The 23,030-nt window shown below is 62.6% G+C and carries 24 protein-coding genes and 1 pseudogene; 13 read left to right on the plus strand and 12 right to left on the minus strand.

Annotated features, from left to right (window positions below; all coding sequences use genetic code 11):
• Positions 1-18: 18 nt before the first annotated feature.
• Entirely contained in the window at positions 19-1,008 is a 990-nt protein-coding gene (locus tag AAFP32_RS05655) for a universal stress protein (RefSeq protein WP_350270982.1), read from the minus strand.
• A gap of 574 nt (positions 1,009-1,582) precedes the next feature.
• On the opposite strand from AAFP32_RS05655, the gene AAFP32_RS05660 reads away from it, so the two are divergent.
• Together AAFP32_RS05660 and AAFP32_RS05665 are read left to right on the plus strand one after the other, a co-directional pair.
• A complete protein-coding gene (locus AAFP32_RS05660) occupies positions 1,583-2,506 on the plus strand; it encodes a DUF4190 domain-containing protein (protein ID WP_350270983.1) in 924 nt (307 codons plus the stop codon).
• A 63-nt stretch (positions 2,507-2,569) separates the two neighbouring features.
• Positions 2,570-2,809, plus strand: a pseudogene (locus AAFP32_RS05665) (transposase); the annotation flags it as partial.
• Between the two features lie 107 nt (positions 2,810-2,916).
• On the opposite strand, the gene AAFP32_RS05670 reads toward AAFP32_RS05665, so the two are convergent.
• The 6 genes from AAFP32_RS05670 to AAFP32_RS05695 all read right to left on the minus strand — a co-directional run bounded on the left by AAFP32_RS05670 (position 2,917) and on the right by AAFP32_RS05695 (position 7,987).
• Complete coding sequence (locus tag AAFP32_RS05670) at positions 2,917-3,705, minus strand: fructosamine kinase family protein (RefSeq protein WP_350270984.1); 789 nt, start codon at positions 3,703-3,705, stop codon at positions 2,917-2,919.
• A 29-nt stretch (positions 3,706-3,734) separates the two neighbouring features.
• On the minus strand, positions 3,735-5,189 hold the full coding sequence (locus tag AAFP32_RS05675; RefSeq protein ID WP_350270985.1) for an NAD(P)/FAD-dependent oxidoreductase: 1,455 nt from the start codon (positions 5,187-5,189) through the stop codon (positions 3,735-3,737).
• An 18-nt stretch (positions 5,190-5,207) separates the two neighbouring features.
• Positions 5,208-6,107 carry a macrolide 2'-phosphotransferase gene (locus tag AAFP32_RS05680; protein ID WP_350270986.1) on the minus strand — a complete coding sequence of 300 codons (900 nt, stop codon included), beginning with the start codon at positions 6,105-6,107 and terminating at the stop codon, positions 5,208-5,210.
• 44 nt (positions 6,108-6,151) lie between these two features.
• On the minus strand, positions 6,152-6,508 hold the full coding sequence (locus tag AAFP32_RS05685) for a hypothetical protein (protein ID WP_350270987.1): 357 nt from the start codon (positions 6,506-6,508) through the stop codon (positions 6,152-6,154).
• Between the two features lie 20 nt (positions 6,509-6,528).
• On the minus strand, positions 6,529-6,801 hold the full coding sequence (locus tag AAFP32_RS05690) for a hypothetical protein (RefSeq protein WP_350270988.1): 273 nt from the start codon (positions 6,799-6,801) through the stop codon (positions 6,529-6,531).
• Positions 6,802-6,952: 151 nt separating this feature from the next.
• Positions 6,953-7,987 carry a hypothetical protein gene (locus AAFP32_RS05695; protein ID WP_350270989.1) on the minus strand — a complete coding sequence of 345 codons (1,035 nt, stop codon included), beginning with the start codon at positions 7,985-7,987 and terminating at the stop codon, positions 6,953-6,955.
• Positions 7,988-8,123: 136 nt separating this feature from the next.
• Here AAFP32_RS05695 and AAFP32_RS05700 point away from each other — a divergent pair, with 136 nt between their 5' ends.
• From AAFP32_RS05700 to AAFP32_RS05710, 3 genes are all read left to right on the plus strand, one after another.
• Positions 8,124-8,267: a GPGG-motif small membrane protein gene (locus AAFP32_RS05700; RefSeq protein WP_167389433.1), complete on the plus strand. Its 144-nt coding sequence runs from the start codon at positions 8,124-8,126 to the stop codon at positions 8,265-8,267.
• 163 nt (positions 8,268-8,430) lie between these two features.
• Positions 8,431-8,973, plus strand: coding sequence for a nuclear transport factor 2 family protein (locus tag AAFP32_RS05705; protein ID WP_350270990.1), 543 nt, complete (start codon positions 8,431-8,433; stop codon positions 8,971-8,973).
• Positions 8,974-9,059: 86 nt separating this feature from the next.
• A complete protein-coding gene (locus tag AAFP32_RS05710; RefSeq protein ID WP_350270991.1) occupies positions 9,060-10,316 on the plus strand; it encodes a phospholipase D-like domain-containing protein in 1,257 nt (418 codons plus the stop codon).
• Positions 10,317-10,414: 98 nt separating this feature from the next.
• Here the strand turns inward: AAFP32_RS05710 and AAFP32_RS05715 are convergent, their stop codons facing one another.
• Positions 10,415-10,639, minus strand: coding sequence for a hypothetical protein (locus AAFP32_RS05715; protein WP_350270992.1), 225 nt, complete (start codon positions 10,637-10,639; stop codon positions 10,415-10,417).
• Positions 10,636-11,289 (minus strand): sigma-70 family RNA polymerase sigma factor, encoded by a 654-nt coding sequence (locus AAFP32_RS05720; protein ID WP_350270993.1) that lies wholly within the window; start codon positions 11,287-11,289, stop codon positions 10,636-10,638. The genes AAFP32_RS05715 and AAFP32_RS05720 overlap by 4 nt, the downstream gene beginning before the upstream one ends.
• Before the next feature lie 239 nt (positions 11,290-11,528).
• Between AAFP32_RS05720 and AAFP32_RS05725 the strand changes: the two genes are divergently transcribed.
• From AAFP32_RS05725 to AAFP32_RS05750, 6 genes are all read left to right on the plus strand, one after another.
• Entirely contained in the window at positions 11,529-11,981 is a 453-nt protein-coding gene (locus AAFP32_RS05725; RefSeq protein WP_350270994.1) for a hypothetical protein, read from the plus strand.
• 145 nt (positions 11,982-12,126) lie between these two features.
• Complete coding sequence (locus AAFP32_RS05730) at positions 12,127-13,119, plus strand: zinc-binding alcohol dehydrogenase (RefSeq protein WP_350270995.1); 993 nt, start codon at positions 12,127-12,129, stop codon at positions 13,117-13,119.
• On the plus strand, positions 13,120-13,503 hold the full coding sequence (locus AAFP32_RS05735; RefSeq protein ID WP_350270996.1) for a 6-carboxytetrahydropterin synthase: 384 nt from the start codon (positions 13,120-13,122) through the stop codon (positions 13,501-13,503).
• Positions 13,500-14,579, plus strand: a complete 1,080-nt coding sequence (locus AAFP32_RS05740; RefSeq protein ID WP_350270997.1) for a glycosyltransferase — start codon at positions 13,500-13,502, stop codon at positions 14,577-14,579. Before AAFP32_RS05735 ends, AAFP32_RS05740 begins: the two co-directional genes overlap by 4 nt.
• Positions 14,576-15,541: a class I SAM-dependent methyltransferase gene (locus tag AAFP32_RS05745; RefSeq protein ID WP_350270998.1), complete on the plus strand. Its 966-nt coding sequence runs from the start codon at positions 14,576-14,578 to the stop codon at positions 15,539-15,541. Before AAFP32_RS05740 ends, AAFP32_RS05745 begins: the two co-directional genes overlap by 4 nt.
• 5 nt (positions 15,542-15,546) lie before the next feature.
• The gene (locus AAFP32_RS05750) at positions 15,547-16,419 is read left to right on the plus strand and encodes a lysylphosphatidylglycerol synthase domain-containing protein (protein WP_350270999.1); all 873 of its coding nucleotides are present in this window, start codon (positions 15,547-15,549) and stop codon (positions 16,417-16,419) included.
• Here the strand turns inward: AAFP32_RS05750 and ribA are convergent.
• Complete coding sequence (gene ribA, locus AAFP32_RS05755) at positions 16,349-17,758, minus strand: GTP cyclohydrolase II RibA (RefSeq protein ID WP_350271000.1); 1,410 nt, start codon at positions 17,756-17,758, stop codon at positions 16,349-16,351. The genes AAFP32_RS05750 and ribA overlap by 71 nt on opposite strands.
• A gap of 57 nt (positions 17,759-17,815) precedes the next feature.
• A complete protein-coding gene (locus AAFP32_RS05760; RefSeq protein ID WP_350271001.1) occupies positions 17,816-18,517 on the minus strand; it encodes a CDP-alcohol phosphatidyltransferase family protein in 702 nt (233 codons plus the stop codon).
• An 81-nt stretch (positions 18,518-18,598) separates the two neighbouring features.
• Between AAFP32_RS05760 and AAFP32_RS05765 the strand changes: the two genes are divergently transcribed.
• Positions 18,599-19,945 (plus strand): amidohydrolase, encoded by a 1,347-nt coding sequence (locus AAFP32_RS05765; RefSeq protein ID WP_350271002.1) that lies wholly within the window; start codon positions 18,599-18,601, stop codon positions 19,943-19,945.
• A gap of 83 nt (positions 19,946-20,028) precedes the next feature.
• Positions 20,029-21,534: an acetyl-CoA hydrolase/transferase family protein gene (locus AAFP32_RS05770; protein ID WP_350271003.1), complete on the plus strand. Its 1,506-nt coding sequence runs from the start codon at positions 20,029-20,031 to the stop codon at positions 21,532-21,534.
• 76 nt (positions 21,535-21,610) lie between these two features.
• Here AAFP32_RS05770 and AAFP32_RS05775 read toward each other — a convergent pair whose 3' ends face one another.
• Positions 21,611-22,909 (minus strand): ArgE/DapE family deacylase, encoded by a 1,299-nt coding sequence (locus tag AAFP32_RS05775; RefSeq protein ID WP_350271004.1) that lies wholly within the window; start codon positions 22,907-22,909, stop codon positions 21,611-21,613.
• Positions 22,910-23,030: the final 121 nt, after the last annotated feature.

Raw genomic sequence — 23,030 nt, forward strand, 5'->3', positions numbered from 1 at the left:
GTAGCAGTGGGCGTTTGACTACTGCTCGCGACTGTCGTCGTCCGCGGCGGTTGGGACAACCATGACTGGCCCTTCTGCGTGGTTGAGCACTCCCCGCGATATCGAACCCAGCAGTGCGCTCCTGACTGCGCCGCGGCCGCGAGTGCCTACGACAGTGAGAGCCGAGGCGCGAGTCTTGTCCTCGATGAGTGCAATGGGATCGCCGACGGTGACTTCGAGCGTGATGTCCAACGAGTGGTGGTCATCACGCAGCCAGGCGAGTCCCTCATCGATCGACTGCTGCAGATGAGCTCGGCGCTTTTCGATCGAGCCTTCGTCGGCGTGGATCTCGGGATACCAATACATCCATTCCCCGAGAAGTGGCATGGCAGCGAAGACCTTCAGCGGTGCGCCGCGGTGTTCCGCCTGTTGCGCGGCTGCCAGCAGAACCAAGTGACTCTTGTCAGATCCATCAATTGCCGCGAGCACTGGGGAATCGCTCTGTGATGATGTGAAGCGTTTGACTCCCTCTGCCTGCCCCGGCTCGTAGTCGCTGGGCACCACTATGGTGGGGCAGTGGGCATGCGCGGGCAATGCCGAGGCCACGGACCCCAGGATGCGGCCAAGAAATCCACCCCGGCCGCGGGCTCCTACGACGACGAGTTTGGCCCGGGTCGACAGATCGACGAGGGCACCGGTGGCGTCTCCCTGCACGGTTGCGAAGCTCACCTTTCCGGGATATTCCTTCAGGTATTCGCGCGCCGCGTCCAGTGTCTTCTCGGCGATTTCCTGCCTGAACTCGTCTTCGGGTTTGGCCGGCAGCGAGGCCATATTGGGATAGATCATCACCGGCACAGTGAACGCGGTGACAACTGTGAGCCCGACATTGCGGCTCATCGCCTCGACGGCTGCGAAGTGGAGTGCTGAAAGTGAGTGATCGGAGCCGTCGAACCCGACCAAGATCTCGAGATCTCGCTCCGCGGAATCGAAGGGAGTGGTGATTTGAGTCGTGCCAGCGTCGCCATTCATTGCAAACCTCTCATCGGAGTTTCCGTATTTGCGACGAAGACGAAAGCCGTGGTGGTGACGATCGACCTCGTCACTACAATTATAGCAACTATTCTACAAAATGTAGAACTGTTTCTTTCCCCATCGTCGACGCCGCGGCGAGGATCCTATTCTTCGGTGGCCTCACTGCAACTGACCGAACGCGGCTGCCAAAAAGGTGGGATTCCGGGCGCACGGAGGTGACTTCGCAGTGGCTCTGCCTCTGGGGGTGCCCCTACGCTTTCCGTCCAGGGAAGGGCGGGGGTCGTGCTGAAGATTTCATTTCGAGAACTTGAAGCTGAGTTGAGCACTCGGGAAGCTCCTGCGGCGTCGGGCTTCTTCGCGGGAGATTTGTCTGAACTCTATTCATTTCTGTGACTGGCAACACATATTAAGAAAATATTAAGAACTTCGAACGTGGCCCAATGTTTCGGAGGGGTTCTAGTGGTAGTAACGGTTGTGTAACCATTGGAGTAGTTGAGGTTCCTTGGGGGAATGTCAGTGTTTCCTGGAGGGTATTCTGGTAGAAATTTGAACTTCCTAGTACCGAGGTAGCATGAGCCAGAACTTTGACCCCAACAGTCGTCCGCCACAGAGCCCGATCCAGGGGCAGCCTCAGGGTACTCAGTACCAGGAGCCCGACATGCAGGCCAATGCTCATCCGCAGTACAGCGACGCCAATGCATACGGCGAGGACGGGCAGTGGGCCGGTGGAAATTTCGCGCGCCCGACACGGAAGCGTCAGAAAAACGTGATGGGTATCGTCGCGTTCATACTCGCCGTCGTAGGGTTCATCTTTGGGTGCATTCCGGGCGCACTGATTTTGGGATGGATTCTTCTTCCAATTGCATTCCTTTTGGCGATCATTTCGTTTTTCCTGAAGGGTGGAAAGGGATTATCCATTGCGGCGTTAATCTTGTCTGTCGTTGGAACTATTGTGGCAATTCTTGTGTTCTTCTTTGTCGTTGCCTCTTCGTTCGACGATGCTTTCAGCGATGATGTGTCGGCGGAACCGCCAGCCGAAGAGGTTGTGGCTGAAGCTGGAGCCGAAGAAGGTACCCGAGAGAATCCGTACTCCATCGGCACTAAGATCAGCAGCGACGCCTGGGAGATGACGATTACGAACGTCACACTGGATGCTACGGACGAAGTCCTTGCAGAGAATGAATTTAACGAGTCGCCGGATGCCGGCAACCAGTACATGATGATTGATGTCGAGATGACATATACAGGCGACGCACCCGATGGTGAAATGCCGATGGCTACCTTCGAATACGTGTCCGCTGGAGGAAATACCTTCGACGGTCTCGACGACATGGTGGTAGCGCCAAACGCTCTCGATACTTTGGAGAACATGTACAACGGTGCAACCACATCCGGGTCCATTGCCATCCAGATCCCCTCGGATGATGCTGACGCTGGTGTCGTGGCAGTCAGCCCCGACATGCTCGCTGACAAAGTCTATGTCGCGGTGAAGTAGGCGAAGTAGCAACTACCAAGCACTGAAGACAATGTGTTGGTGCGAGCTTCGCTAAGGCGAAAGGGTCTGCCAACAGGGCTGGCGGAATTGAAACGGTTCGGTCGAACGTTGAAGCGACGAGCAGCCGACGTGGTGGTGTTCTTCACACGTCCGGGAACGTCGAACGGTCCAACCGAATCGATCAATGGTCGGCTCGAGCATCTGCGTGGATCGGCACTGGGGTTCCGCAATCTCACTCATTACATCGTGAGGTGCTTATTCGAATCCGGTGGCTTCAGACCAACTAGTCCACAAGATCTATAGTGAAGAGCCAGAAAAGTTGGTGATCTTGAGGGGTGGAGCTGCCGGGTATTCGACCGGGTCGCACAATGGGCTTCAGCAATATTCGTCAGGTGCTGAGCTCAGGTGCCTCAGCCCTTCAAATCTGCAGCGCGTTCTATGATCGACCGCGCCGCCGAGAGCGTCTGCCCGAGGAACCCCGCGCCGAACAGCCTTACGTGTGCCAGCAACGCGAAGAAACTGTGCACCGGCAGATCGTTTCTCCAACCGACCGGCATGGGGTTTGTCGCCTCATAGCCGGCGAAGATCTCCTCAAGGAACGGCGTCCCAAACAGCGCCAACATAGCGAGGTCCTCGAGACGATGCCCACCATGTGCGGCGGGGTCGATCAGCGTGCAGCCAGCTGGCGTCCACATAAGGTTTCCGGCCCAGAGATCGCCGTGAACTCGGGCAGGCTTCTCACCTTCTGTGCCTGAAATGCCCTCAAATGCGCCGTCGGCGATCGCCCGGATCGCACTGGTGATCGTCTCCCGATGGTCCTGCGACAGGTGATCGGCAAGCGCCGTGGCCATCGGTTCCAATCGTGTCTCCACCCAGAACTCGGTGAACGAAGAACACGAGGCGACTTCTACCTCGAACGGAGACTCCAGCGGACCGAACCAGGCTGGTTCCGCAGGTGCCCAACCAAATGCGGAAGCACCGGAGTTATGCAGTAGTGCAAGTTGGCGACCGAAACCGAACGCCAAGTGCGCATTCGGTGCCGACTCTTCTATGTAGTCCAGTCGCAGGCTGCCGTTGTCATGATCGATTGCACTGACGACGGGAGCAACATCTGGTTCGGCCAGCCATCGGAGACCGGCAGCCTCGGCCGCGAAGAATCCGCGTGGGGCGTCGGCGCGCTCTTTGACGTAGTCTCGCATGTCTCCAGCCTAGTCGGAGAGGATCCAGATCAAATGGGGAGGGGAATCCGCAACCGCCTCGGCAACCCCTCCAGCAGTGGCAGCCACAGTTCCGAGGCCGCCGGGAAACTTGGCACCGCATGCCGCAGGACATGCACGGGCAGATCGCCGACGATCGCTACTGTGGCCGGGTGGATCAGTTCGGCCGCCTCCGGGCCGACGAACGTGGCACCGAGGAGCATTCCGGTGCGGGCATCGACCACGATCTGTGCTGTTCCCTCGGCGTCATCGCGCAGCAGCGAGGTTCCGGCGCTGCTGGCAAACGGCAGTTGGGAGATCTCGACCTGGTGGCCGTCCTTGCGGGCTTCTGCCTCGGTCATTCCCACCGAGGCGACCTGCGGATCGCTGTAGACGACCTGGGGGACCGGCACGTTCTCCCGGATCTCCTCGGCTTCTTCCCCGAGTGCCCGGGACCGGATCTGTGCGCCGAGGACTCGTGCACGATACTTGCCCCAATGAGTCACGGGCGCCTCGCCGCTGGCATCTCCGATCGCATAGAGCCACTCCGGCATCGTGCCCGCTGTGATGTCATTGCTGGTCAGTCCGAGACTCTCCAGCCCCAGATCGTCGAGGCGTGGCTTTCGCCCCGTCGCGACCAGGATCTCGTCGGCTTCGAAGGCGGATTCCCCGTCCGGGCCGTTGGTCTGGATCGTGACTTCTCCGCCATGGATACGGCCGAGGCCCGTGTCTTCGCCACTTTGTCGGCTGCAGTCGGTGACCTCGGTTCTCAGATCGATTCTGACCCCTGCTCTGTCAAGCGCCTCGGTGACGTGGTGGCCGGCGAACGGTTCGTGTCCGGCCAGAAGGCCACCGCCGCGCACGAGCATTCGCACCCGTGTACCCAGTGCGGCCATCCACGTCGCAGCCTCCACCGCGACGACACCGCCACCGACGATGATCAACGACTCCGGGATCTCCTGAACACCAGTTGCATCGCGGGATGACCAGGGCGAGACATCGGCAAACGTCGACGGCACGGACGGCTGGGACCCGGTGGCGATGATCACCGCTTGTCGTGCCTGCACGAGCACGGGCTTGGGGCCGTTGACGAGGACCTGTCGTTCTCCGATGAGCTGTGCGTGACCGCGTTCGACTCGCAGCCCGGCAGCCTGTGCCCATTCGACCTGACCGGTGTCGTCGTAGTGTGAGACCCATTCGTCACGTCTGTTCAAAAGCGCTCGCCGGTCGACCGTGGCGCCGGTCAGCCCGTCCAGATGCTGAGTCGCGTGGGCGAGTTCGATGGGTCGCAGCATCGTCTTGGACGGGATGCAGGCGTAATATGAGCACTCACCTCCCAGCAGCTCCTCTTCGACGATGACCGCTTCGAGGCCGGAGTCCTCGGTTGCGTATTGGGCTGCGTTCTCACCGACCGGTCCACCACCGAGGACGATGACATCGGTGGTCACGGTCTCCGCGTTATCGGGGACGAGATTGTTCGCACTCATATCTGACCTGCGCTTCCATTATTTGCTGGGATTGAGCTGAGCCTTCGCTGCCTCAATATGGTCGGCATCACCGGTCTGCAGTGCGTAGAGCCCCAGCTCGACCGGAGAGGTTGAGAACAGTTCGCCGCAGTGCGCGGCGAACTTCGGCCATACCTGGCCGCCGTTCTCCACATAGCGCCGGATAGTCGCGTCAAATGCTTCGGCCGAGACGCTGGCATGGTGGAACATGAAATCCCTGGCCGGGTCGCCGACGGCCGCCGTCGTCCAGTCGAGGATGCTGAGGTTCTTAGGTCCGTCCATAAGCTGGTGTGCCGGATACACCTCTCCGTAGGTGACCGTCGTGAACTTGGGCCAATAGCTGTCATCGTCGAGCCACGCATTCCACCGTTCACGCAGACTCTGCTCCACATCAAACTCGGCCACGACGCGAGCGATGTCATCGCGTTTGTGCGCTTTCACCTCGGCGGGGGAATACTCGGCGATCCCCGAGGAGCGAACGATCGACGGATCAACGCTGTGCAGTTCCGCGAGGATATCACCAAGAGACTCGGCATACTCCGCGGCTTCGACATCGAAGTGCCACTGTGGCTGTCCCTGCTCATCGATCGTCAGTCCAGGCTCACCCGGAAGTAGAGGATAGGCGATGAGGCATTCGGTGTGGATCTGCCAATCGGGGACCGCGACGCTCAGGTGGGGTGCAATATTTCGGAGGAATCGTCCTTCAACGGTGGCACGGTCGGTGACGTCCGGGCGGCGGGGAATCCGCAACACCCAGGACTGACCGTCGACCGTCTTGGCGATGGCGACTTGGAAGTCGAGTCCCAGCTCATTGACGATGATGGTCTTGGGATCGATGTCGAGACCATGCGACTCCGCAAGCTCGCGGATGGTCGTGGTCTCAGAATTGGTGGTTGGCATGTGGCCGCCTTTCCGGAAGGGGCTCGATCCGTGGGGGTCTGCAGTCAGTCTAGGAGTGTGGTGGCAGTCTTCGACAGGGGCAATTGGCTCAGCCGGCTGAGCAGGACTGTGCCGAAGAGCAGTTCCCACACCACTATCGAATACATCCCGAGGATGCCGATGACGACGCTGAGGACACCGGTCAGGCTACTGCGGCGCATGAGGCGGTTGCGGCGGCGCCTCAGGAGGGAGATGCCGATGCGAATTGCCGTCAGGTGCCCGCCGAAGAAGGCGAGAAACGCGCCGAGGAGGTGGACCCAGCCGAGGCTGTTGTTCTGCGCTCCGCCGTTGACCACGGCAATGAGGGCCATTCCGAGGGCCTGGGTGATCGCGTGGGTGATGATCGGCACTGGCAAGGGCACCCGTGGTCAGCGTGTCATATCTATATGGCCGCCGACGCGAACAGGAGACCGTGGACGAGGAAGGCGATGTTCATGACCACATGCAGGGTCGAATCAATGGCCCGATCACCCAGCATCTCGACATCGGGCACGCCGAGACCGCTGATGTCATTCGTCGCATATGAGTAGTGAGGGAACGCAGATGCGGCAAGGGCCTCGGCGAGGAGATAGACGATGCTGGCGAGAATCCAGCAGATCGCTGCTCTGGCGGTCGACCCGGGTGTCGCGGACGCTTCAGACCGAATCTCTGGCATGCCGCAGATACTAGAAGGACGAAAGGTGCAATAAAAGGGTCCGTTGGGGCCAAAGTGCACTCGACACACCGAAGTTGTTACTGTTCATGCGCTTGTCAGAGGTGACATGCCGTGCAACTATGAAATTAACCTGTTGATCGGGTCCACATGATCAATGAGAACCGAATAGACAGCAAGGAGAGAGCGCATGAGTACAACTACCATCATCTGGATAGTCGTAGCGATCGTCGTAGTTCTGATTGTCGTCGGCATCATCATCGCGGTCAGCCGAAAGGCCGCGGCTAAGAAGCGCGAACACCAGCGCAAGGAGGCCGCCAGCATCCGGCAGGAAACCGCCGCAAACCAGCATGAAGTCCATGCTCGGGAAGCGGACGCCGAACACCGCAAGGCCGAAGCGAAGAAGGCCGACGCCGACGCTGAAGTTCAGGCTGCAGAAGCCAAGCGCAAGGCCGCCGAGGCCGAGAAGCTGGACGCCGACGCCGCTGAACGCGATCGTCTGGCCAAGGAGACGCGTCTTGAGCACGAACGCAAGCTCAAGCACGCCGATGAGCTCGATCCTGACGTGGACGCGCATGGCAATCGGAAGCCGGCTCCCGGAGCGGTTGCCGGAGACGGTCATGCAGCGGACAAGCACCATCGTGATCACGACCCTCGGGTTGCCGATGACCGTCGGGTTGCTGACGAGGGTCGGGTTGCTGATGACCGTCGGGTTGCCGATGATCGTCGGGTTGCTGACGAGCGTCAGGTTGCTGATGAGCGTCACGCGGGTCACGACCCTCGGGTTGCCGATGATCGTCCTGTCGCCGACGCACGTCCGGCAGCAGACGAACGTCACGCTGCCGATGACTCTCGCGTTGCTGACGATCGTCGTCCCGCTGACGATCGTCGCGTCGATGACCGAGGACCTGTCGCCGACCAGCAGCCCGTCGCCAACGATCCTCGGGTCGCCGACCAGCGTCAGGCGCCTGTCGATCATGATCCGCGTGTTGCGGACAACGGGGCAGGCCGTGAGCCTGTCGAACACAGTGATCGCCCTGTCGTCGACGACAACCGACCGGTGGCGGACAACAACCGACCGGTGGTGGACAACAACCGTCCGGTCGAGGACGATTACCGTATGGGCGGCAACCGTCCAGTCGCGGATGACCCACGAGCCGCTGAGAATGATCCTCGGTTCACCGACCAAAGTTACGATCCACGTGCCGCAGAGGGCAGGAACTTCGAAGACCCGGACACTCCGCGGCACTGAGAGTTCCTCAGACCCCGACAGGCAAACAGTCCTGTTGGTGCAACACCAAGTGTGAAACAGAAGGGACAAGACAATGGCTACTATCCTTTGGATCATTGCCGCGCTGCTCGTCATTTCGGGCATCTTCGCGATCTTCCGCAAGCAGATCCTGTGGGGCGTCGTCCTCATCGTCGTCGGCTGTCTCGTCGGCCCAGGCGGAGTGAGCATCTTCACCTGACCTGCTGAAGCACCACTGCGGCGCCTCAACCCAAATAAGGGTTGGGGCGCCGCAGTGCTTCTGCGGCCGGAAGTTTCGGGCCAGACGAGTCCACCGCCGATGACGACGCTCAGGGCTACAGTGATTGAAGAACACCACTTCGCCAGGACTGAGAGGGATCAAAATGTCAGAGTCTGAGCCAGCAGCAGAGCCAGCAACAGAGGCGCCGGCAGAGGCCCGCCCGCCCTTCCCGCCGTTCACCGCCGAGACCGCCGCGCAGAAAGTGCAGGGGGCGGAGGATGCGTGGAACACCCGCGATCCGCAGAAGGTTGCGCTGGCGTACACACCCGATTCGGTGTGGCGCAACCGCGATGAGTTCGTGACCGGCCGGGATGAGATCGTGGCATTCCTGACCCGCAAGTGGGAGCGCGAATGCGACTACGTCCTGCGCAAGAGCCTGTGGTCGTTCACCGATGACCGCATCGCTGTGCGCTTCCAGTACGAATGGCATGATGCCGACGAGCAGTGGTGGCGCAGCTACGGCAACGAACTGTGGGAATTCACCGACATCGGTCTCATGGCGCGCAGGGAGGCCAGCATCAACGAAACGATGTCCCCATCGCCGAGGCGGATCGACGAATTCTTGGACCCCGCCCTCCCGAGGAGCGCGGAGTCGACTTCGACCTGGGTTAGGCGAGGGTTGTCGCTGATTCCGAGCGGAAGTTGATCGATCCGGCAATACTTCCTCCATATCACCCGTGATCGGTGAAATCGTCGTGGCCAGATCGGTTCCAGACGCTAAAGTGAATCGCTATGGGATTCAATCCGCTGAAGAAGAAGCACGGCTTTGAGAGACTCCGCAATATCGCGCCCCTGGTCGCTGCCGGGGCCGCCGCGCTGATTCCGGCCACTGTCGGAGCCTCGATGGTCATCGATCTGCTGCAGAAGCGCGACCGCGAGCAGAGGGAGGCTCCGCGCCCCGGCACCTTCCACTCGAGTGTCGAAGGCTCCCAGCTGAGCATCTTCACCGACGGTGAGACCCTGTACGAGGACATGCTCGAGGTGATCGGCTCCGCAACGGAGTCGATTCAGATGGAGACCTTCATCTGGAAGAACGATGAGATCGGTCAGAGGTTCGTCGACGCCTTCAATGCCGCAGCGCAGCGCGGCGTCGACATCCACCTCATCTACGACGGGTTCGCCAACCTGACCATCCCGCGCTCGTTCTACGCCCAGCTGGATGATCGCATCAAGGTTCTGCGCCTGTCGACCGTGGCGAGGAAGTTCTGGAAGGGCCCACTGCGCTATTCCGGGCTCAATCATTCGAAGATCCTCGTCATCGACAACGATGTGGCCTATGTGGGCGGTTTCAACATCGGCTCGCTCTACGCCCGCCACTGGCGAGACACCCACCTCAAAGTGACTGGGCCCGGCACCTGGGGACTGCGCCATTCCATCTGCCAGGTGTGGAACGAATACCACGACGCCGGTGAGCAGATCGCGTGGGTCGCACCCTCAGCGTGGGAGTCGAAGATCCGGGTCTCAGCCAATCAGCCGATTCAGCTGATCTATCCGATCCGGTCCATGTATCTCAACGCCTTCGAACGCGCACAGGATCGCATCTGGCTCACTACTCCGTACTTCATTCCTGACCAGCAGCTTCTCAAATCTCTGATGGAGGCAGCCGAACGCGGCGTCGATGTCAGAGTCATGGTGCCGCAGGAATCCAACCACATCCTCGGCGACTATCTGTCTCGGGGCTTCTTCGAGCAGATGGTGCGCTCGAAGGTCACAGTTCTTCTGTACACGGCATCGATGATCCACGCGAAGATCGCCACGGTTGACGGCAAGTGGTCGACAGTGGGCACCGCGAACATCGACCGTCTCTCCCTGACCTTCAACTACGAGACCAACGTCGAGGTCATCGACAGCGATTTCGCTGCGAAGATGGAGAAGACGTTCCTCGCTGACGGCGAGCACAGCCAGGAGCTCGGACCGGATTGGCTGGACCGCCATCAGCTGACCCAGGCCGCGGAATGGGTGCTGCGGCCGATGCGTCCGTTCCTCTGATGCGGTAGTCCTCTGACCGGTGTGGGCGCGGCCGTCCAACGGTTGGTCAGCGCGCTCATCCCGATCAGGACAGCAGCGCGGTCAGGACAGCAGCGCGGTCAGGACAGCAGCGCAGTCAGGGTCCGTGCCTCCTCGGCGCACACCTCGCATCCGGACAGGTGCACGTCCATGAGTTCGTCCTGATACGTCGGATCGGCGAGTCTGTGCTCGATGTACTCGTCGATGCGGGCGAAGCAGTCGTCGCAGGACAGATACGGGTCCGTGTCCTTGAGCAGCTTGTCGATCATGTCCGGCGACAGCGGCTGATTGGTGGGGTCGGTCATGATGGTGTCCCTCCGGATCGTGCGTCGAGATGGCCGGAGGCGATGAGTGCCTCGCGCAGTCGCTTCCTCGCATCATGGACATTCTTGTACAGCGCGTTTCGGGTGGTGCCCATCCGCTCGGCCAGAACGTCGATGGGAACGTCATCGATGAGCAACGCGGTGACGACCTGCCGCTGATGTGACGTCAGTGTCGAGGCGATCGCCTCCTGAACCGCCTGCCGCAGGTCACCGCCTTCGGCGATGCTGGCCGGCGAGTGCTGCCCATCGATGAGCGGCAGGGTCTCTGACAGTGTGACCTCATGGTGTCGCCACGCCTGCCGCCGGATTGCGACGCCGGCGTGCAGGATTCCGAACTTGTACACCCAGGTGCTGAACCTGCTGCGCCCCTCGAACGTGCCGATCTTGCGCAGCACCGCCAGGTGCGCATCGTCGGCGGCCTGCTGAGCCAGATCGTCGAGGTCGGTCGTTCCCGCCCCCGGCAGTTGGTGGCGCAGGCGCCACACCTGTAAGCGCGTGGCCTTGAGCAGCAGTTCGTGCAGTTGTCGCTGAGCGTCGAGTCCGACAGAACCACCGGCGCCGAGGTGGTGGTGCCAGTTGTCCTCGCGCATTTCGTCACCGACGGAGACGGGGAGATCACCCACGATCGTCATTTTGCCACCACCATGTCGGGTTGAGAAGGGCAGAGCTGAGGACAGACGTGCCGAGAGAGAGGTCATCCTCCGCTGTGCTGAAACGGTCATACTTCGTGAGTGTCAGCCGGTGCGGTCGGTCTTACCGGGAATGACGAGGAGATTCTTTTTTTCGGAACAGGGTAAGAACGTCTCGAGAGTACGACACGAACAGGGCAAAGAACGCCATCAGGCGATCTCGATCCTGAAAGGACGCGATCATGTCACACAATCTCGCTACTCCCGCAGCCGCACCTGCCCCGATGGGCACCGGCTCGACTGCTCTGAGATCACACCTCGGCTCGGACCGAGCCTTCTTCCTGCTGCGCACGGTCTTCACCGTGGCCCCGATCCTCTTCGGCCTCGACAAGTTCTTCGGACTGCTGACCGATTGGGATCACTATCTTGCACCGTGGATCGACGGAATCCTGCCCGGTACGGCCCATCAGGCAATGTTTGCCATCGGCATCATCGAGATCATCGCCGGACTCGCCGTGGCCATCGCACCGAAGTTCGGATCGCTGCTCGTCGTCGCCTGGCTGGCCGGCATCATCATCGACCTCGTCTCGATGGGAACGTACTTCGACATCGCCCTGCGCGACTTCGGACTGCTCGTCGGTGCACTTGCCCTGGCTGCACTCGCCTTCGACCGGCCCAAGCGCGTGCATGCCTGAGCTTCGTCACAAGAATGACGATCGTGGGCAAGCCCCGTCGCTGATGCGGCGGGGCTTGCCCTCAACCAGGTGGGGTATGAGCGGCCGACGCAGCAGTCGAATGCTGCCCGCTACCCGAACTCACCTGCGCTGTTAGAATGCACGTATGGCTTGGCAGTACTGGACCGAGGCCCACCGACAGGGATGTTGGAGGCAGGTGACGACCCCTCACGCAGGAGCCGGCGCAGAACGAATGATGCGGATCCGCACGACCGCCTCGGCGGTATCGAAGGGCACCGAAGCCCTCGTTCACACCGGTCGAGTGCCGACGCGGATCGCCGAACTCATGCGCGCACCGCACCAATTGGGTGACTTTCCCTTTCCTGTCTCCTACGGATATCTCGCTGTCGGTGTTGTCGATGAAGGACCGGCCGAGTGGCTCGGGACCCATGTCTTCGGACTGCTGCCCCACCACAGTCACCATCTGGTCACCCCCGACGACGTCGAACCGATCCCTGAGGCAATCTCTGACCATCGGGCCCTGCTGGCCGGCGCCGCGGAAACCGGGCTCAACATTCTTTGGCAGTCCCCGCCGCGCTACGGTGACAGGGTGGCGATCATCGGTGCGGGCATGATCGGAACCGCCACCGCGCTGCTGGCGTCGCACCTTCGCCTCGAGCGCCTCGAAATCATCGACACGAACCCCGAACGGCGTGCCCTACTCACCGGTTTGGGCCTGACCGCACTCGCCCCTGAGGATGCAGGCGACGACTGTGACATCGTCATCCACACCTCGGGGAACGAAAGCGGGTTGGCGCGGGCCCTCGAGATCACCGGCGATGACGGGACCGTCGTCGAAGCCTCGTGGTACGGCGAGACGAGCCCCACCGTGGCCCTCGGTGCCGACTTCCACGCCAGGCGCCTGTCGATCGTCGCCAGCCAAGTGGGCCAGGTCCCCGCCGGACACCGCGCGCGGAGGACTCGAAGTCAGCGACTGCGCGCCGCACTCTCCGCACTCCACGATGACCGGTTCGACGCCCTCATCACCGGGACGTCCCGGTGGCAGGACCTGCCGCAGCTGATGGACGAACTCAGCAGCGACACCACGACAGCGGCAGAGACGCTGTGTCATGTGTTCGACTATGAAGAAGGTGCCTGAATGTTCAGCCTCAGCGTCAACGATCACGTCATGATCGCTCACAGCCTGCCAGACGAATTCTTCGGGCCTGCTCAGGCTCTCCACGGTGCCACACTCGCCGTCGAAGCCACGTTCACGCGAGACCAGCTCGACGAGCATTCGGTCGTCCTCGACATCGGGCAGGCTCTGCAGATGCTCGACGATGCTCTGACACCGCTGCGGTATGCCAACCTCGATGAGCATCCCGATTTCGCCGGACGCTTCTCGACGAGCGAAGCGATCGCCGAGCACATCGGCACCAGTCTGTCCGTTTCCCTCGCTGATCGTCCCGACATCGGGATCTCGGTCCACCTTCGCGAGAACCCTCGAGCCGCGGTGTCCTACACTGTTGTGAATCGGCCGTGAACTTCACCCTCATCGAACCCGACCTCGGGCGCATCAGCGGGGGACTGCGCTTCAACGCCGAGCTCTGTGCCGCATCAGGAGGCAGACTCGAACGCATCGTCGCTCCCGGCGCCTGGCCCGAACCCTCGGACGACGACGTGCGCAGGCTGCGCCAGCTGGTTGCCGAGTGCCAATCGGGTTCAAACGATGAGCCGAATGCGCAGAGCCGCCCGGTTCTCATCGACGGGCTCATCGGGTGCAGTCTGTCCACGTCACTGCCGGGCCCGATCGTGATGCTCCAGCATTCGCTTGCACAGACACCCGCGTCCGAGCACCGTGAAGGCCAGCACCTGCGAGCCGCATCCGCAGTGGTGACTCCGAGTGCCTTCGCCGCCGCTGAGGTGACCCGGAGATATGGCATCACCGCCGAGGTGGCCCAGCCCGGAACGCACAGACGTCCCCTGACCCAGCCCGACCTGTCTCCATCTCCATCTCTGTCAATATCTCTGTCCGCAGTCGGAGCAGCAGGCAGCGGTGACTCCAGTGGCCAGCGTACGGCTCACTTCATCTGCCTTGGTGCGATGGAGGACAACAAGAACCAGCTGTTTCTCAGCTGCGTGCTCCAGGAACTGCGACGGCGGGGTGTCACCGGCTGGCGCTGCACCTTGGCCGGCCCCATCACCGACACCGTTTACGCACAGGACGTTGATGATGCGCTGGAGGGCCTGGCATCCGTCGAGCGTGTGGGCGAGCTCGACAAGGACGCTGTCGACGACCTCTACCGCCACGCGGACCTGCTTCTCCTGCCTTCGAAGGCAGAGAGCTTCGGAATGGTCGTGCGAGAAGCCGCGGCCGCGGCTATTCCCTCGTTCGTCACCGCGGGCACCGGGGCAGAAGAAGCACTTGGCGCCGGTCGTGGCCTGGCACTCGACGTCTCAACGTGGGCAGACTCGCTGGAACGGTGGTTGGGCGACGAGGCTGACCGAGCCGAGCTCGCTGCAAAAGCTCTTGCCGCCCGTGAGTCTGCGATGCACGAGTGGGCTGACACGGCGCGCACCGTGCTTGCCGTCCTGGATGGTGTGGAGCGAGTGTTATGACTGCAGCCGAGCCGGGGTGGCTGGACCTGAGGGTGCCCGTTGACGATGCCGCCAGAGAGTATGCGTTCCCGCTCCTCGACGAGGCGGCCAGTGCGCTGTCGAACCGCTCGCTCACAGCCGGCACAGAACGACCGCTCATAGCCATCGACATCGGAGCAGGGACCGGTAACTCCATGCGGTGGTTCGATGCCCATCTCACCCAGCGGCTGTGCGGACGTCGTGTGCAGTGGGTTCTCGTCGATGCCGATGAAGCCGCACTCGAGATCGCTGCTGACAGATTCGACATCCCCGTGCGCACTGTGGCGGCCCCGATCTCCTCCCTGCCGGACATCGCAGCCGAGGCGCTGGCTGAGGTGTTTTTGAAGGCACCCACTGTGTCGCCGCATCCATGCGATCTCCTCATCACCGGCAGCGCTCTGCTCGATGTGCTCACTCGTGATGACATGGCGGCCATCGTCGACACTCTGCAGCGCTTCTCCGGAATCGGAATCTTCCTGCTCAGCATCTCGGGTCAGTGGCATCTCAGCCCGCCCCATCCAGACGACAGCGTCATCGACGAGGCGTTCGCTCGCCACCAGCGACGCGAATCACGGCTTGGCACACAGTCAGCGCCGGCGCTGGAGGCCGAGGCAGGCGGTACCGGTGCACGAGTGGAAACCTCCGCCAGTCCCTGGCATCTCGAAGCACCACGAGACTCGGACTTCCTCACGCGATTCCTCACCGAACGCGTCGATGCCGCCATTGAGGAAGACCCCGGTCTGCGAGAGGTGGGTCGAACGTGGCTGCAGGAACGGCTGAAGCAGATCGAGTCGCGGTCGGACAGTCAGGCAGGTCGGCCGGACGGTCAGGCTGCTGGGCTCAGCGTCGTCGTCGACCACACTGATCTGCTCATCGACGCTGCAGGCAACCGTGGCCGAACTGCCGACCAGCATGCTCAGACGTCCGGCGAGCCGAAGCAATGACAACGATGAGCTCGATGTGGGTGCGGCGGGTACTCATGCTGCTCATCACCGTCATCCTGCTTGCTCTCACCGTGCGCATCGTCGGAGTCCAGGCCCTGCTCGACGGCGGACGCGTGGTCACCCCTTTGACGGTTCTCGCATCGCTGGGTCTCGGCCTTCTCGCCACGGTGGCACAGTCCATGCGATTCTCCCTGCTGCTCAAGCAGTCCGGAACACATGTGACTCGACGCCGAGCCCTCGCCGACTGCTATTCGGCCAGTCTGCTCAACATGATCATGCCTGGCGGGTTGGGCGGAGACCTGGCGCGCGTCGCCGCCTATCGCGATACCGGCGAGCGTCGGTGGTTGTCCCCGCTCAGCATCGTCGGTGCCGAACGGCTCAGTGCCACCACCCTGCTCTTCGCCACGGCCACGTTCACTCTCATCCCGGTGGCCCCACACTTCGCGTGGATTGCCGCAGCGGTCGCCGCAATGACCGGAGTCCTCTCCATCCTGGGCATGCAGGGGATGAGCGCGTCGACGATAGGGCTCGTGTGGCTGACGGCAGCGGTGACCATCGGATCGTTCCTTGGGCTCTACCTCATCGCGATGCTCGCGCTCAGTGGCCCGGTCATTCCGGCGCTCGCCGTCGTCGGCCTCGCAGCGATGAGCATTCCCCTGGGAGTCGGTGGCTGGGGAGTGCGCGAAATCAGCGTGAGCATTCTGGCCGGCAGCCTCGCAAGCTCCGTCGAATGGGCGGTCACCTCATCGACCGGCTACGGCCTCCTGGCTGTGATCTCAACTCTGCCAGGCGCGATCACCCTTGTTGCTAGGCTGTGGGGCCGCCGCCACGACAGCGGTGAGAGTCCTGCGCTGAGGCACCGTTCGCCAGCTCGCTGAGCAGGTATTCAGTGCACATATCCTCCCCGAACTGGTAGCGCCGGAATGGCCGACGCAGCGCCTGCGCCATGACCGGAGTTCCCTCGAAGCGGATCCCCGGGATTCCATTGCCGATGAACACAGGTGCCGAGGTGAGGAACAGTCGGTCGAGCACGCCGGCGGCAAGGAACGACGACACGGTCCGTCCGCCGCCCTCAACGAGGATCGACCCGGCGACATGCTCACGGATGAGCGAGACGATGAGTGCTGGAGAGATCTCGTCATCCTCAGCCACAGGGAGCCGAACCATACGGACGTGGTCGCCGACGTCCGAACCGGGGGCAACCTCGGCGCCGATGAGCCACAGCGTCGGTGCCTCCGGCGAGGTGAGGACGGTTGCTGTGGCCGGGACCCGACCATGCGGGTCGAGGACGACGCGGACAGGATTCTTCCCGGGCACGGCGCGCACGGTCAGCTGGGGATCATCGGCGATGACCGTGCCGCATCCGACCAGAACGGCACCGACGGAGGCCCGGATCCGATGGAGGTGTGCACGGTCGATCTGCCCGGAGACGAATTGGGCGTCACCATCGGATGTCGCGATGAAACCGTCCTCACTCTGCGCCAATTGCGCAACGACTTCATCACCGTCGGCGATCGTGTCGTAGACCTCGAGAGCGTTGTCAGTACTCGTCTCCGCTGAGCCGGCGTGCGGGTGATCGGTTGAGCCGGCGTGCGGGTGATCGGGAGGGACGATGTGGTTCATGAACCGACGTTTGGTCTCAAGATAGGCGGAGTTCTCCGGCCTGTCGGGCACCTGGAGGCCACGACGATCGGTCACCGTGATTCCCAGGTCCTCGAGCGCGGTGATCTTGCTCGGATTCGAGGACAGCAGGGTGATCTGCGGGCAGTCGAGTTCCTGGAGGATCGCCGCTGCGGCAGTGTAGTCCCGGGCATCGTCGGGCAGGTCGAGTGCACGGTTGGCGGCGACGGTGTCGAGGCCATCATCCTGGAGGGCATAGGCGCGCAGTTTGTTCTCCAGCCCGATGCCGCGACCTTCGTGCCCGCGCAGATAGATGAGGAGGCCGTCACCGGCGTCGGCGATGGCCGCCAGAGCGGCCGACAACTGGTCTCCGCAGTCGCAGCGATGTGAGCCCAGAGCGTCGCCGGTGAGGCATTCGCTGTGGACTCGCACGAAGGGAGCATCGACCATCGCCGGGTTGCCGAGCGACATCACCGCGTGGGTCATCCCATCAAAGGTGAACGAGCGAAGCGTGAAGACTCCATGGGCGGTGGGCAGCCTGCTCGGCGGTCCACTGCTCAGTCCGATCGGGTCCGTGCTTCGTTGCCAGGCGGTCATTATCCAAGTGTACGGTCAGGCGGGTCTGTGCGAGGAAGGCTGGGGTCCTTCTCGAGGTCAATGGGCATGTGCCGGTGTCGGAATTCCGGCGTGCTGCTCGAGCCAGAGGAGGTCTCGTCCGAAGGAATAGACAAGGGAGACGAGGGCGATCACGGCGCACGTGAAGCCGAACCACGGATTCGCCAGCGCCACGGGGGACCCGGCAGCGAGCAGGAGAATGCCTTGGCTCGCCGCGATCGTCTTGCGCCGGAGAGACGGCGGCAGCTGCTGTCTCCAAGCAGGTCGCAGAAAGAGTGCTGCGCGGAAGAGGTAGTAGAAGATGCCCGGCAGAATCACCCACCATCCCCAGACCGGGATGAGCGCGACGGAGAGGATGAGGACGATGAGTGCATCGACGGATTCGTCGAAGCCCGCCCCTGCCGATGTGGGTGTGGTCCGGCGTGCCACATACCCATCGCCTGCGTCGAGGATGAGTGCCGCTGCGCCTACCGCAATGGCGGGCCACGAGAAGCCCACCGAGTCGAGGACGAGGGCGGTGAAGATCAAGAAGAGCCCGAGGCGAAGCGTCGTGATGTCATCGGCGGGCTGCCAGTTCTCCTCACGGAAGAGACTCCGTCCGCCACCGATGCCGACGAGGACGAGCATGAGAGGAATCGTCGACCACTGCGGCTGGAAGGCAAAGGAGATCACGATCGCAGCAGTGAGCAAGGACAATGGAGTGAGGAGACGGAGTCCAGATGCTGGTCGGGGAGTGCGCATGCATCCGTTCTATCAGACAGCCATCTGCCCCGCAGATTTCAACGGCGATACCAGCGATCCACGTTGGTGTGAAGGAATAGGATGCGAAGACATCCTTCTGCCGATCGAATCGAGGCCGCCCACGTGACTGTGACACCCCAGATCAGCGACCAGCTCAAGACCTGGAGACGAGACTTCCACACGTTCGCCGAAACAGGATGGACGGAGTTCCGGACCACCTCGGCGATTATCTCCGTCCTTCGTGACCTGGGGTGGGACACGGTGTACGGACCGAAGCTCCATGCCGCAGGATCCCGGTTGGGGGTGCCCAGCGCCGAGGTGCTCGCCGCCGAGCGGAAACGCGCCGTTGACCAGGGTGCGGATCCTGGTCTCGTCGAGGCGATGGGGGACGGGTTCACCGGTGTCCTCGGCGTGCTGGAGTCCGGGCGGCCCGGACCGGTCGTGTGCTTTCGCTTCGACATCGACTCGAACGACCTGGTCGAGTGCTCCGAGGCTTCGCACCGGCCCTTCGCCGAGGGGTTCGCCTCGATCAACGCTGGCGCCATGCATGGGTGCGGCCACGATGGTCACGCAGCGATCGGCCTCGGGTTGGCCACGACCTTGGCAGAGCGCCGGGACGAGCTGACCGGCACCGTGAAGATCATCTTCCAACCCGCCGAGGAGGGGGTGCGCGGGGCACACTCGATCGTTGCCGCGGGATGGTTCGATGATGTGGACCTGTTCGTCGCCACACACCTGATGGCCGACGGCGAGAGAGGCGCGATCGTCACCGGCGCCGACGGATACCTCGCGAGCACGAAGTTCGACGTCACGTTCACCGGGCTCGGTTCGCACGCTGGCGGGGACCCGGAGAAGGGGAAGAACGCGCTGCTGGCGGCCGCATCGGCGGCACTGAACCTGCACGCGATCCCACGGCATTCCGAAGGTGCGAGCCGCATCAACGTGGGCACATTCCAGGCCGGCGAAGGACGCAACGTCGTGCCGCGTACCGCCACGATCAGGGTCGAGACGCGGGGCTTGAACAGCGAGATCAACGACTTCATGTTTGCCCGGGCCCAGGACATCGTCGCCGGGGCAGCACGCATGTACGACCTCGATCATGAGCTCACGGTCGAGGGCAGAGCAGACAGGGAGGACCCGAGCCCCGAACTCCTGCCATACATCCGGGACAGCTTCTCGGGGGTACAGGGAGTCTCGACGATCAGCGACACGAGTGGTATCGGCGGATCCGAGGACGCGACGGCGATGATGAAGCGGGTCAAGGAGTGCGGGGGGCTGGCGACCTACGTCCAGATCGGCATGGCCACCTCCTGGGGCCACCACACCGAGCGCTTCGACGTCGACGAGGACATGCTCGCCGTTGGGGTCGAGGCGGAGACGAAGGTTGCGCTGGGAGCGGGGGAGTTCCTGGCCGGGCTGGGGCGATAGGTCTGAGGGGCGTTGTGCTGGGCTTTGTGCGCTCGGCGAGGGCTGTGTAGGTGGTCCATCATGCGTCCTATAAACTGCAAGTGATGTCTAGGATCACATGCTCGGACCTGAGCTCGAAGGTCGTCACCGCTGAACAGGCGGCTGTCCATATCAGCCACGGCGATCGCGTCGCCATGAGCGGATTCACCGGCTCCGGTTACCCGAAGGCCGTGCCTGGTGCGCTTGCCTCCCAAGCTCGGACTGAGCACGAAGACGGTCGTGACTTCGCCATCGAACTCTGGACCGGAGCCTCGACGGCCCCGGAGCTCGACGGTGCCCTCGCCGAGGCGGACGCCGTGAGCAAACGTCTGCCCTTCCAATCCGATCCGGCGATGCGGAAGGCGATCAACGACGGCTCGACCGAATACGTCGACACCCACCTCAGCCACTCCGCCCAGCAGGCGTGGTTCGGCTTCTACGGCAACCTCGACGTGGCCGTCGTCGAGGTCGCTGCGATCCTGCCCAACGGTCTGCTGGTCCCCGGCAGCTCGGTCGGCAACTCGAAGACCTGGCTCGACCTGGCCGACAAGGTCATCCTCGAGGTCAACTCCTGGCATCCGCGCGCCTACGAAGGCTTCCACGACGTCTACTACGGCACCCGTCGACCACCCGAGAGACTGCCGATCCAACTCCTCGAACCCATGCAGCGCATCGGCGACCCGTACCTGCGCGTGGATCCGGCCAAGATCGTTGCCATCGTGGAGACGAACGCGCCCGATCGCAACCTGCCGTTCAAACCCGCCGATGAGGACTCGACGGCCATTGCCTCCCACCTCGTCGACTTCCTGCGCCACGAGATCCGCGCCGACCGACTCCCGCCCGAACTGCTGCCGCTGCAGTCAGGCGTCGGCAACGTCGCCAACGCCGTCATGGGCAACCTGGCCGAGAGCGAATTCGAAGGACTGACCGCCTACACCGAGGTCATTCAGGACGGAATGCTCGACCTCATCGACAACGGCAAACTCGCCTCGGTCTCGGCCACCGCCTTCTCACTGTCTGCCGAGCGCGCCGCCGACTTCAACGAGAACATCGAGTCCTACAAGGGACGGATCCTGCTGCGCACGCAGGAGATGTCGAACCATCCGGAAGCCATCCGCCGCCTCGGCGTCATCGCGATCAACGGGATGGTCGAAGCAGACATCTACGGCAATGTGAATTCCACCCACGTCATGGGCTCGTCGATCATCAACGGCATCGGCGGATCCGGTGACTTCGCCCGCAACGCCTACCTCAACTTCTTCGTCTCGAACTCTCTGGCCAAGGACGGAGCGATCTCCTCGGTCGTGCCCTTCGCCAGCCACATCGACCACACCGAACACGACACCCAGATCCTCGTCACCGAACAGGGACTGGCCGATCTGCGCGGACTCTCACCGGTGGCACGAGCGCGCACAATCATCGCCAACTGCGCGCACCCGGACTATCGGGACCGCCTCGGCGACTATCTGGATCGGGCGATCGCGGCCAACCCGCATGGACGCCACACCCCGCACCTGCTGGGGGAGGCCCTGTCCTGGCACGGGAATTTTCAGGCCACCGGGCGGATGTGACGATACCGAGCTTGCGAGGCGCACCGGCACCGGCACCGGTATCTGCACCGGCGAAGTCGTAGCTGCCAGAGGTGATTCAGCCTTCGTCGATCCCACACCACTCGGCGATGAAGAGCGCCATCGACTTCGTGCACTTGCGCACGGATTCGATGTTCACGCGTCCGTCGAAAGCATGGATATTCTCAGAGACGGGACCATAGACCAGGGTGGGCATGTTGCCGTAGTTGACGAAGACCCGACCATCCAGATAGCCCGGAGTGGTGAAACTGGTGAGCTGCGCACCGAATGCCTCTCGGTGTGTGCGTTCGAGCAATCTCTCCGCATCGCTGCCCGGTTCGAGGACGTAGCCTTCGGCGTAGAAGCCATTCGGGGTGAGCTCGATCTCGAATGACGGTGCCGACGACGAGCCCTGGCTCGCCGATCCGCCGCGCCCCACCTCGGCGAGGGCCTCGACAATCTCCTCCCACGCTTCGTCGGCACTGGTGCCGGGATAGGTGGCGACTCGGACCTGGAGTTCGCACCATGCGGGGACGCTGGAGGGCCAGTCGCCGCCTTCGATTCCGCCGAAGTTGAAGTTGATGGGGTAGTCGAGATCCTCGAAATAGGGATGCTCTCCCTTCCTCTCGTTCCACGATTCTTCCACGGTGCGCAGTGCGCGCATCACCTCGTAGGCAGCATCGATGGCGTTGAAGCCATTGGCCATCTCCCGTGAATGCGTCAGGTTGCCCGTCACGCGGGCTGTGAACCACAAGACGCCGACATTGGCACGCACGAGGGCATCCTCCTCGGGCTCCGAGATGATGACGGCGTCTGCAGTGTATCCGCGCAGCAGTGCGGCCAAGGACCCGTTTCCGGTGCATTCTTCCTCGACGACGGACTGAAGGTGGACACGACCGGTGAGGTCGAATCCAGCCTGGCGGATGGCGTCGAACGCGAACAGATTGGCGATCAGCCCGGCCTTCATGTCACCGGCACCGCGGCCGTACATCCAGCCATCGCGCACCTCGGCGTCCCAGGGTGAGCGCGACCATTTGTCCTCCGGACCCTGCGGCACGACATCGATGTGGCCGTTGAGGATCAGGGACCTCCCGTCGTCTTGGGCGGGCTGGTATGTGCCGACGATATTGGTCATCCCCGTGTAGTCGACTGTGGAAGGACCGAAGCCAGGGTGCGCCTTCAGTTCGGGGGAGTCGATGGTCCACCGGTCGATGCCGAGGTCGAGATTCTGCAGGTGGGACTCGATGAGATCCTGTGCGGGTTCTTCATGTTCACGTCTGGAGGGCGAGTTCACCAGCTCAGCGGTCGCGGCTAGCTGGTTATCGAACCCGGCGTCGACTGCCGCAAGTATTCGCTGTATCGCTGCGTCCGTGATCATGTCGTCTCCTCTGCCGAGCTCACCTGTGAGTCGGGGACTGGCCCCGGCCAATTTGTCGCACCCGGCTCATCGGTCTGAGGCTATGTCTCAGTTCATGTCTCAGTTCTTGTCTCAGTCGACA

Source organism: Brevibacterium sp. CBA3109 (assembly GCF_040256645.1).
Lineage (GTDB): Bacteria > Actinomycetota > Actinomycetes > Actinomycetales > Brevibacteriaceae > Brevibacterium > Brevibacterium koreense.

What these genes read in the sequence shown, in the direction of transcription:
- AAFP32_RS05655 (WP_350270982.1), bottom strand. Translation starts at nt 1,008, where the DNA reads ATGAATGGCGACGCTGGCACGACTCAAATCACCACTCCCTTCGATTCC.
- AAFP32_RS05660 (WP_350270983.1), top strand. Translation starts at nt 1,583, where the DNA reads ATGAGCCAGAACTTTGACCCCAACAGTCGTCCGCCACAGAGCCCGATC.
- AAFP32_RS05670 (WP_350270984.1), bottom strand. Translation starts at nt 3,705, where the DNA reads ATGCGAGACTACGTCAAAGAGCGCGCCGACGCCCCACGCGGATTCTTC.
- AAFP32_RS05675 (WP_350270985.1), bottom strand. Translation starts at nt 5,189, where the DNA reads ATGAGTGCGAACAATCTCGTCCCCGATAACGCGGAGACCGTGACCACC.
- AAFP32_RS05680 (WP_350270986.1), bottom strand. Translation starts at nt 6,107, where the DNA reads ATGCCAACCACCAATTCTGAGACCACGACCATCCGCGAGCTTGCGGAG.
- AAFP32_RS05690 (WP_350270988.1), bottom strand. Translation starts at nt 6,801, where the DNA reads ATGCCAGAGATTCGGTCTGAAGCGTCCGCGACACCCGGGTCGACCGCC.
- AAFP32_RS05700 (WP_167389433.1), top strand. Translation starts at nt 8,124, where the DNA reads ATGGCTACTATCCTTTGGATCATTGCCGCGCTGCTCGTCATTTCGGGC.
- AAFP32_RS05705 (WP_350270990.1), top strand. Translation starts at nt 8,431, where the DNA reads ATGTCAGAGTCTGAGCCAGCAGCAGAGCCAGCAACAGAGGCGCCGGCA.
- AAFP32_RS05710 (WP_350270991.1), top strand. Translation starts at nt 9,060, where the DNA reads ATGGGATTCAATCCGCTGAAGAAGAAGCACGGCTTTGAGAGACTCCGC.
- AAFP32_RS05715 (WP_350270992.1), bottom strand. Translation starts at nt 10,639, where the DNA reads ATGACCGACCCCACCAATCAGCCGCTGTCGCCGGACATGATCGACAAG.
- AAFP32_RS05720 (WP_350270993.1), bottom strand. Translation starts at nt 11,289, where the DNA reads ATGACGATCGTGGGTGATCTCCCCGTCTCCGTCGGTGACGAAATGCGC.
- AAFP32_RS05725 (WP_350270994.1), top strand. Translation starts at nt 11,529, where the DNA reads ATGTCACACAATCTCGCTACTCCCGCAGCCGCACCTGCCCCGATGGGC.
- AAFP32_RS05730 (WP_350270995.1), top strand. Translation starts at nt 12,127, where the DNA reads ATGGCTTGGCAGTACTGGACCGAGGCCCACCGACAGGGATGTTGGAGG.
- AAFP32_RS05735 (WP_350270996.1), top strand. Translation starts at nt 13,120, where the DNA reads ATGTTCAGCCTCAGCGTCAACGATCACGTCATGATCGCTCACAGCCTG.
- AAFP32_RS05745 (WP_350270998.1), top strand. Translation starts at nt 14,576, where the DNA reads ATGACTGCAGCCGAGCCGGGGTGGCTGGACCTGAGGGTGCCCGTTGAC.
- AAFP32_RS05750 (WP_350270999.1), top strand. Translation starts at nt 15,547, where the DNA reads ATGAGCTCGATGTGGGTGCGGCGGGTACTCATGCTGCTCATCACCGTC.
- ribA (WP_350271000.1), bottom strand. Translation starts at nt 17,758, where the DNA reads ATGACCGCCTGGCAACGAAGCACGGACCCGATCGGACTGAGCAGTGGA.
- AAFP32_RS05760 (WP_350271001.1), bottom strand. Translation starts at nt 18,517, where the DNA reads ATGCGCACTCCCCGACCAGCATCTGGACTCCGTCTCCTCACTCCATTG.
- AAFP32_RS05765 (WP_350271002.1), top strand. Translation starts at nt 18,599, where the DNA reads ATGCGAAGACATCCTTCTGCCGATCGAATCGAGGCCGCCCACGTGACT.
- AAFP32_RS05770 (WP_350271003.1), top strand. Translation starts at nt 20,029, where the DNA reads ATGTCTAGGATCACATGCTCGGACCTGAGCTCGAAGGTCGTCACCGCT.
- AAFP32_RS05775 (WP_350271004.1), bottom strand. Translation starts at nt 22,909, where the DNA reads ATGATCACGGACGCAGCGATACAGCGAATACTTGCGGCAGTCGACGCC.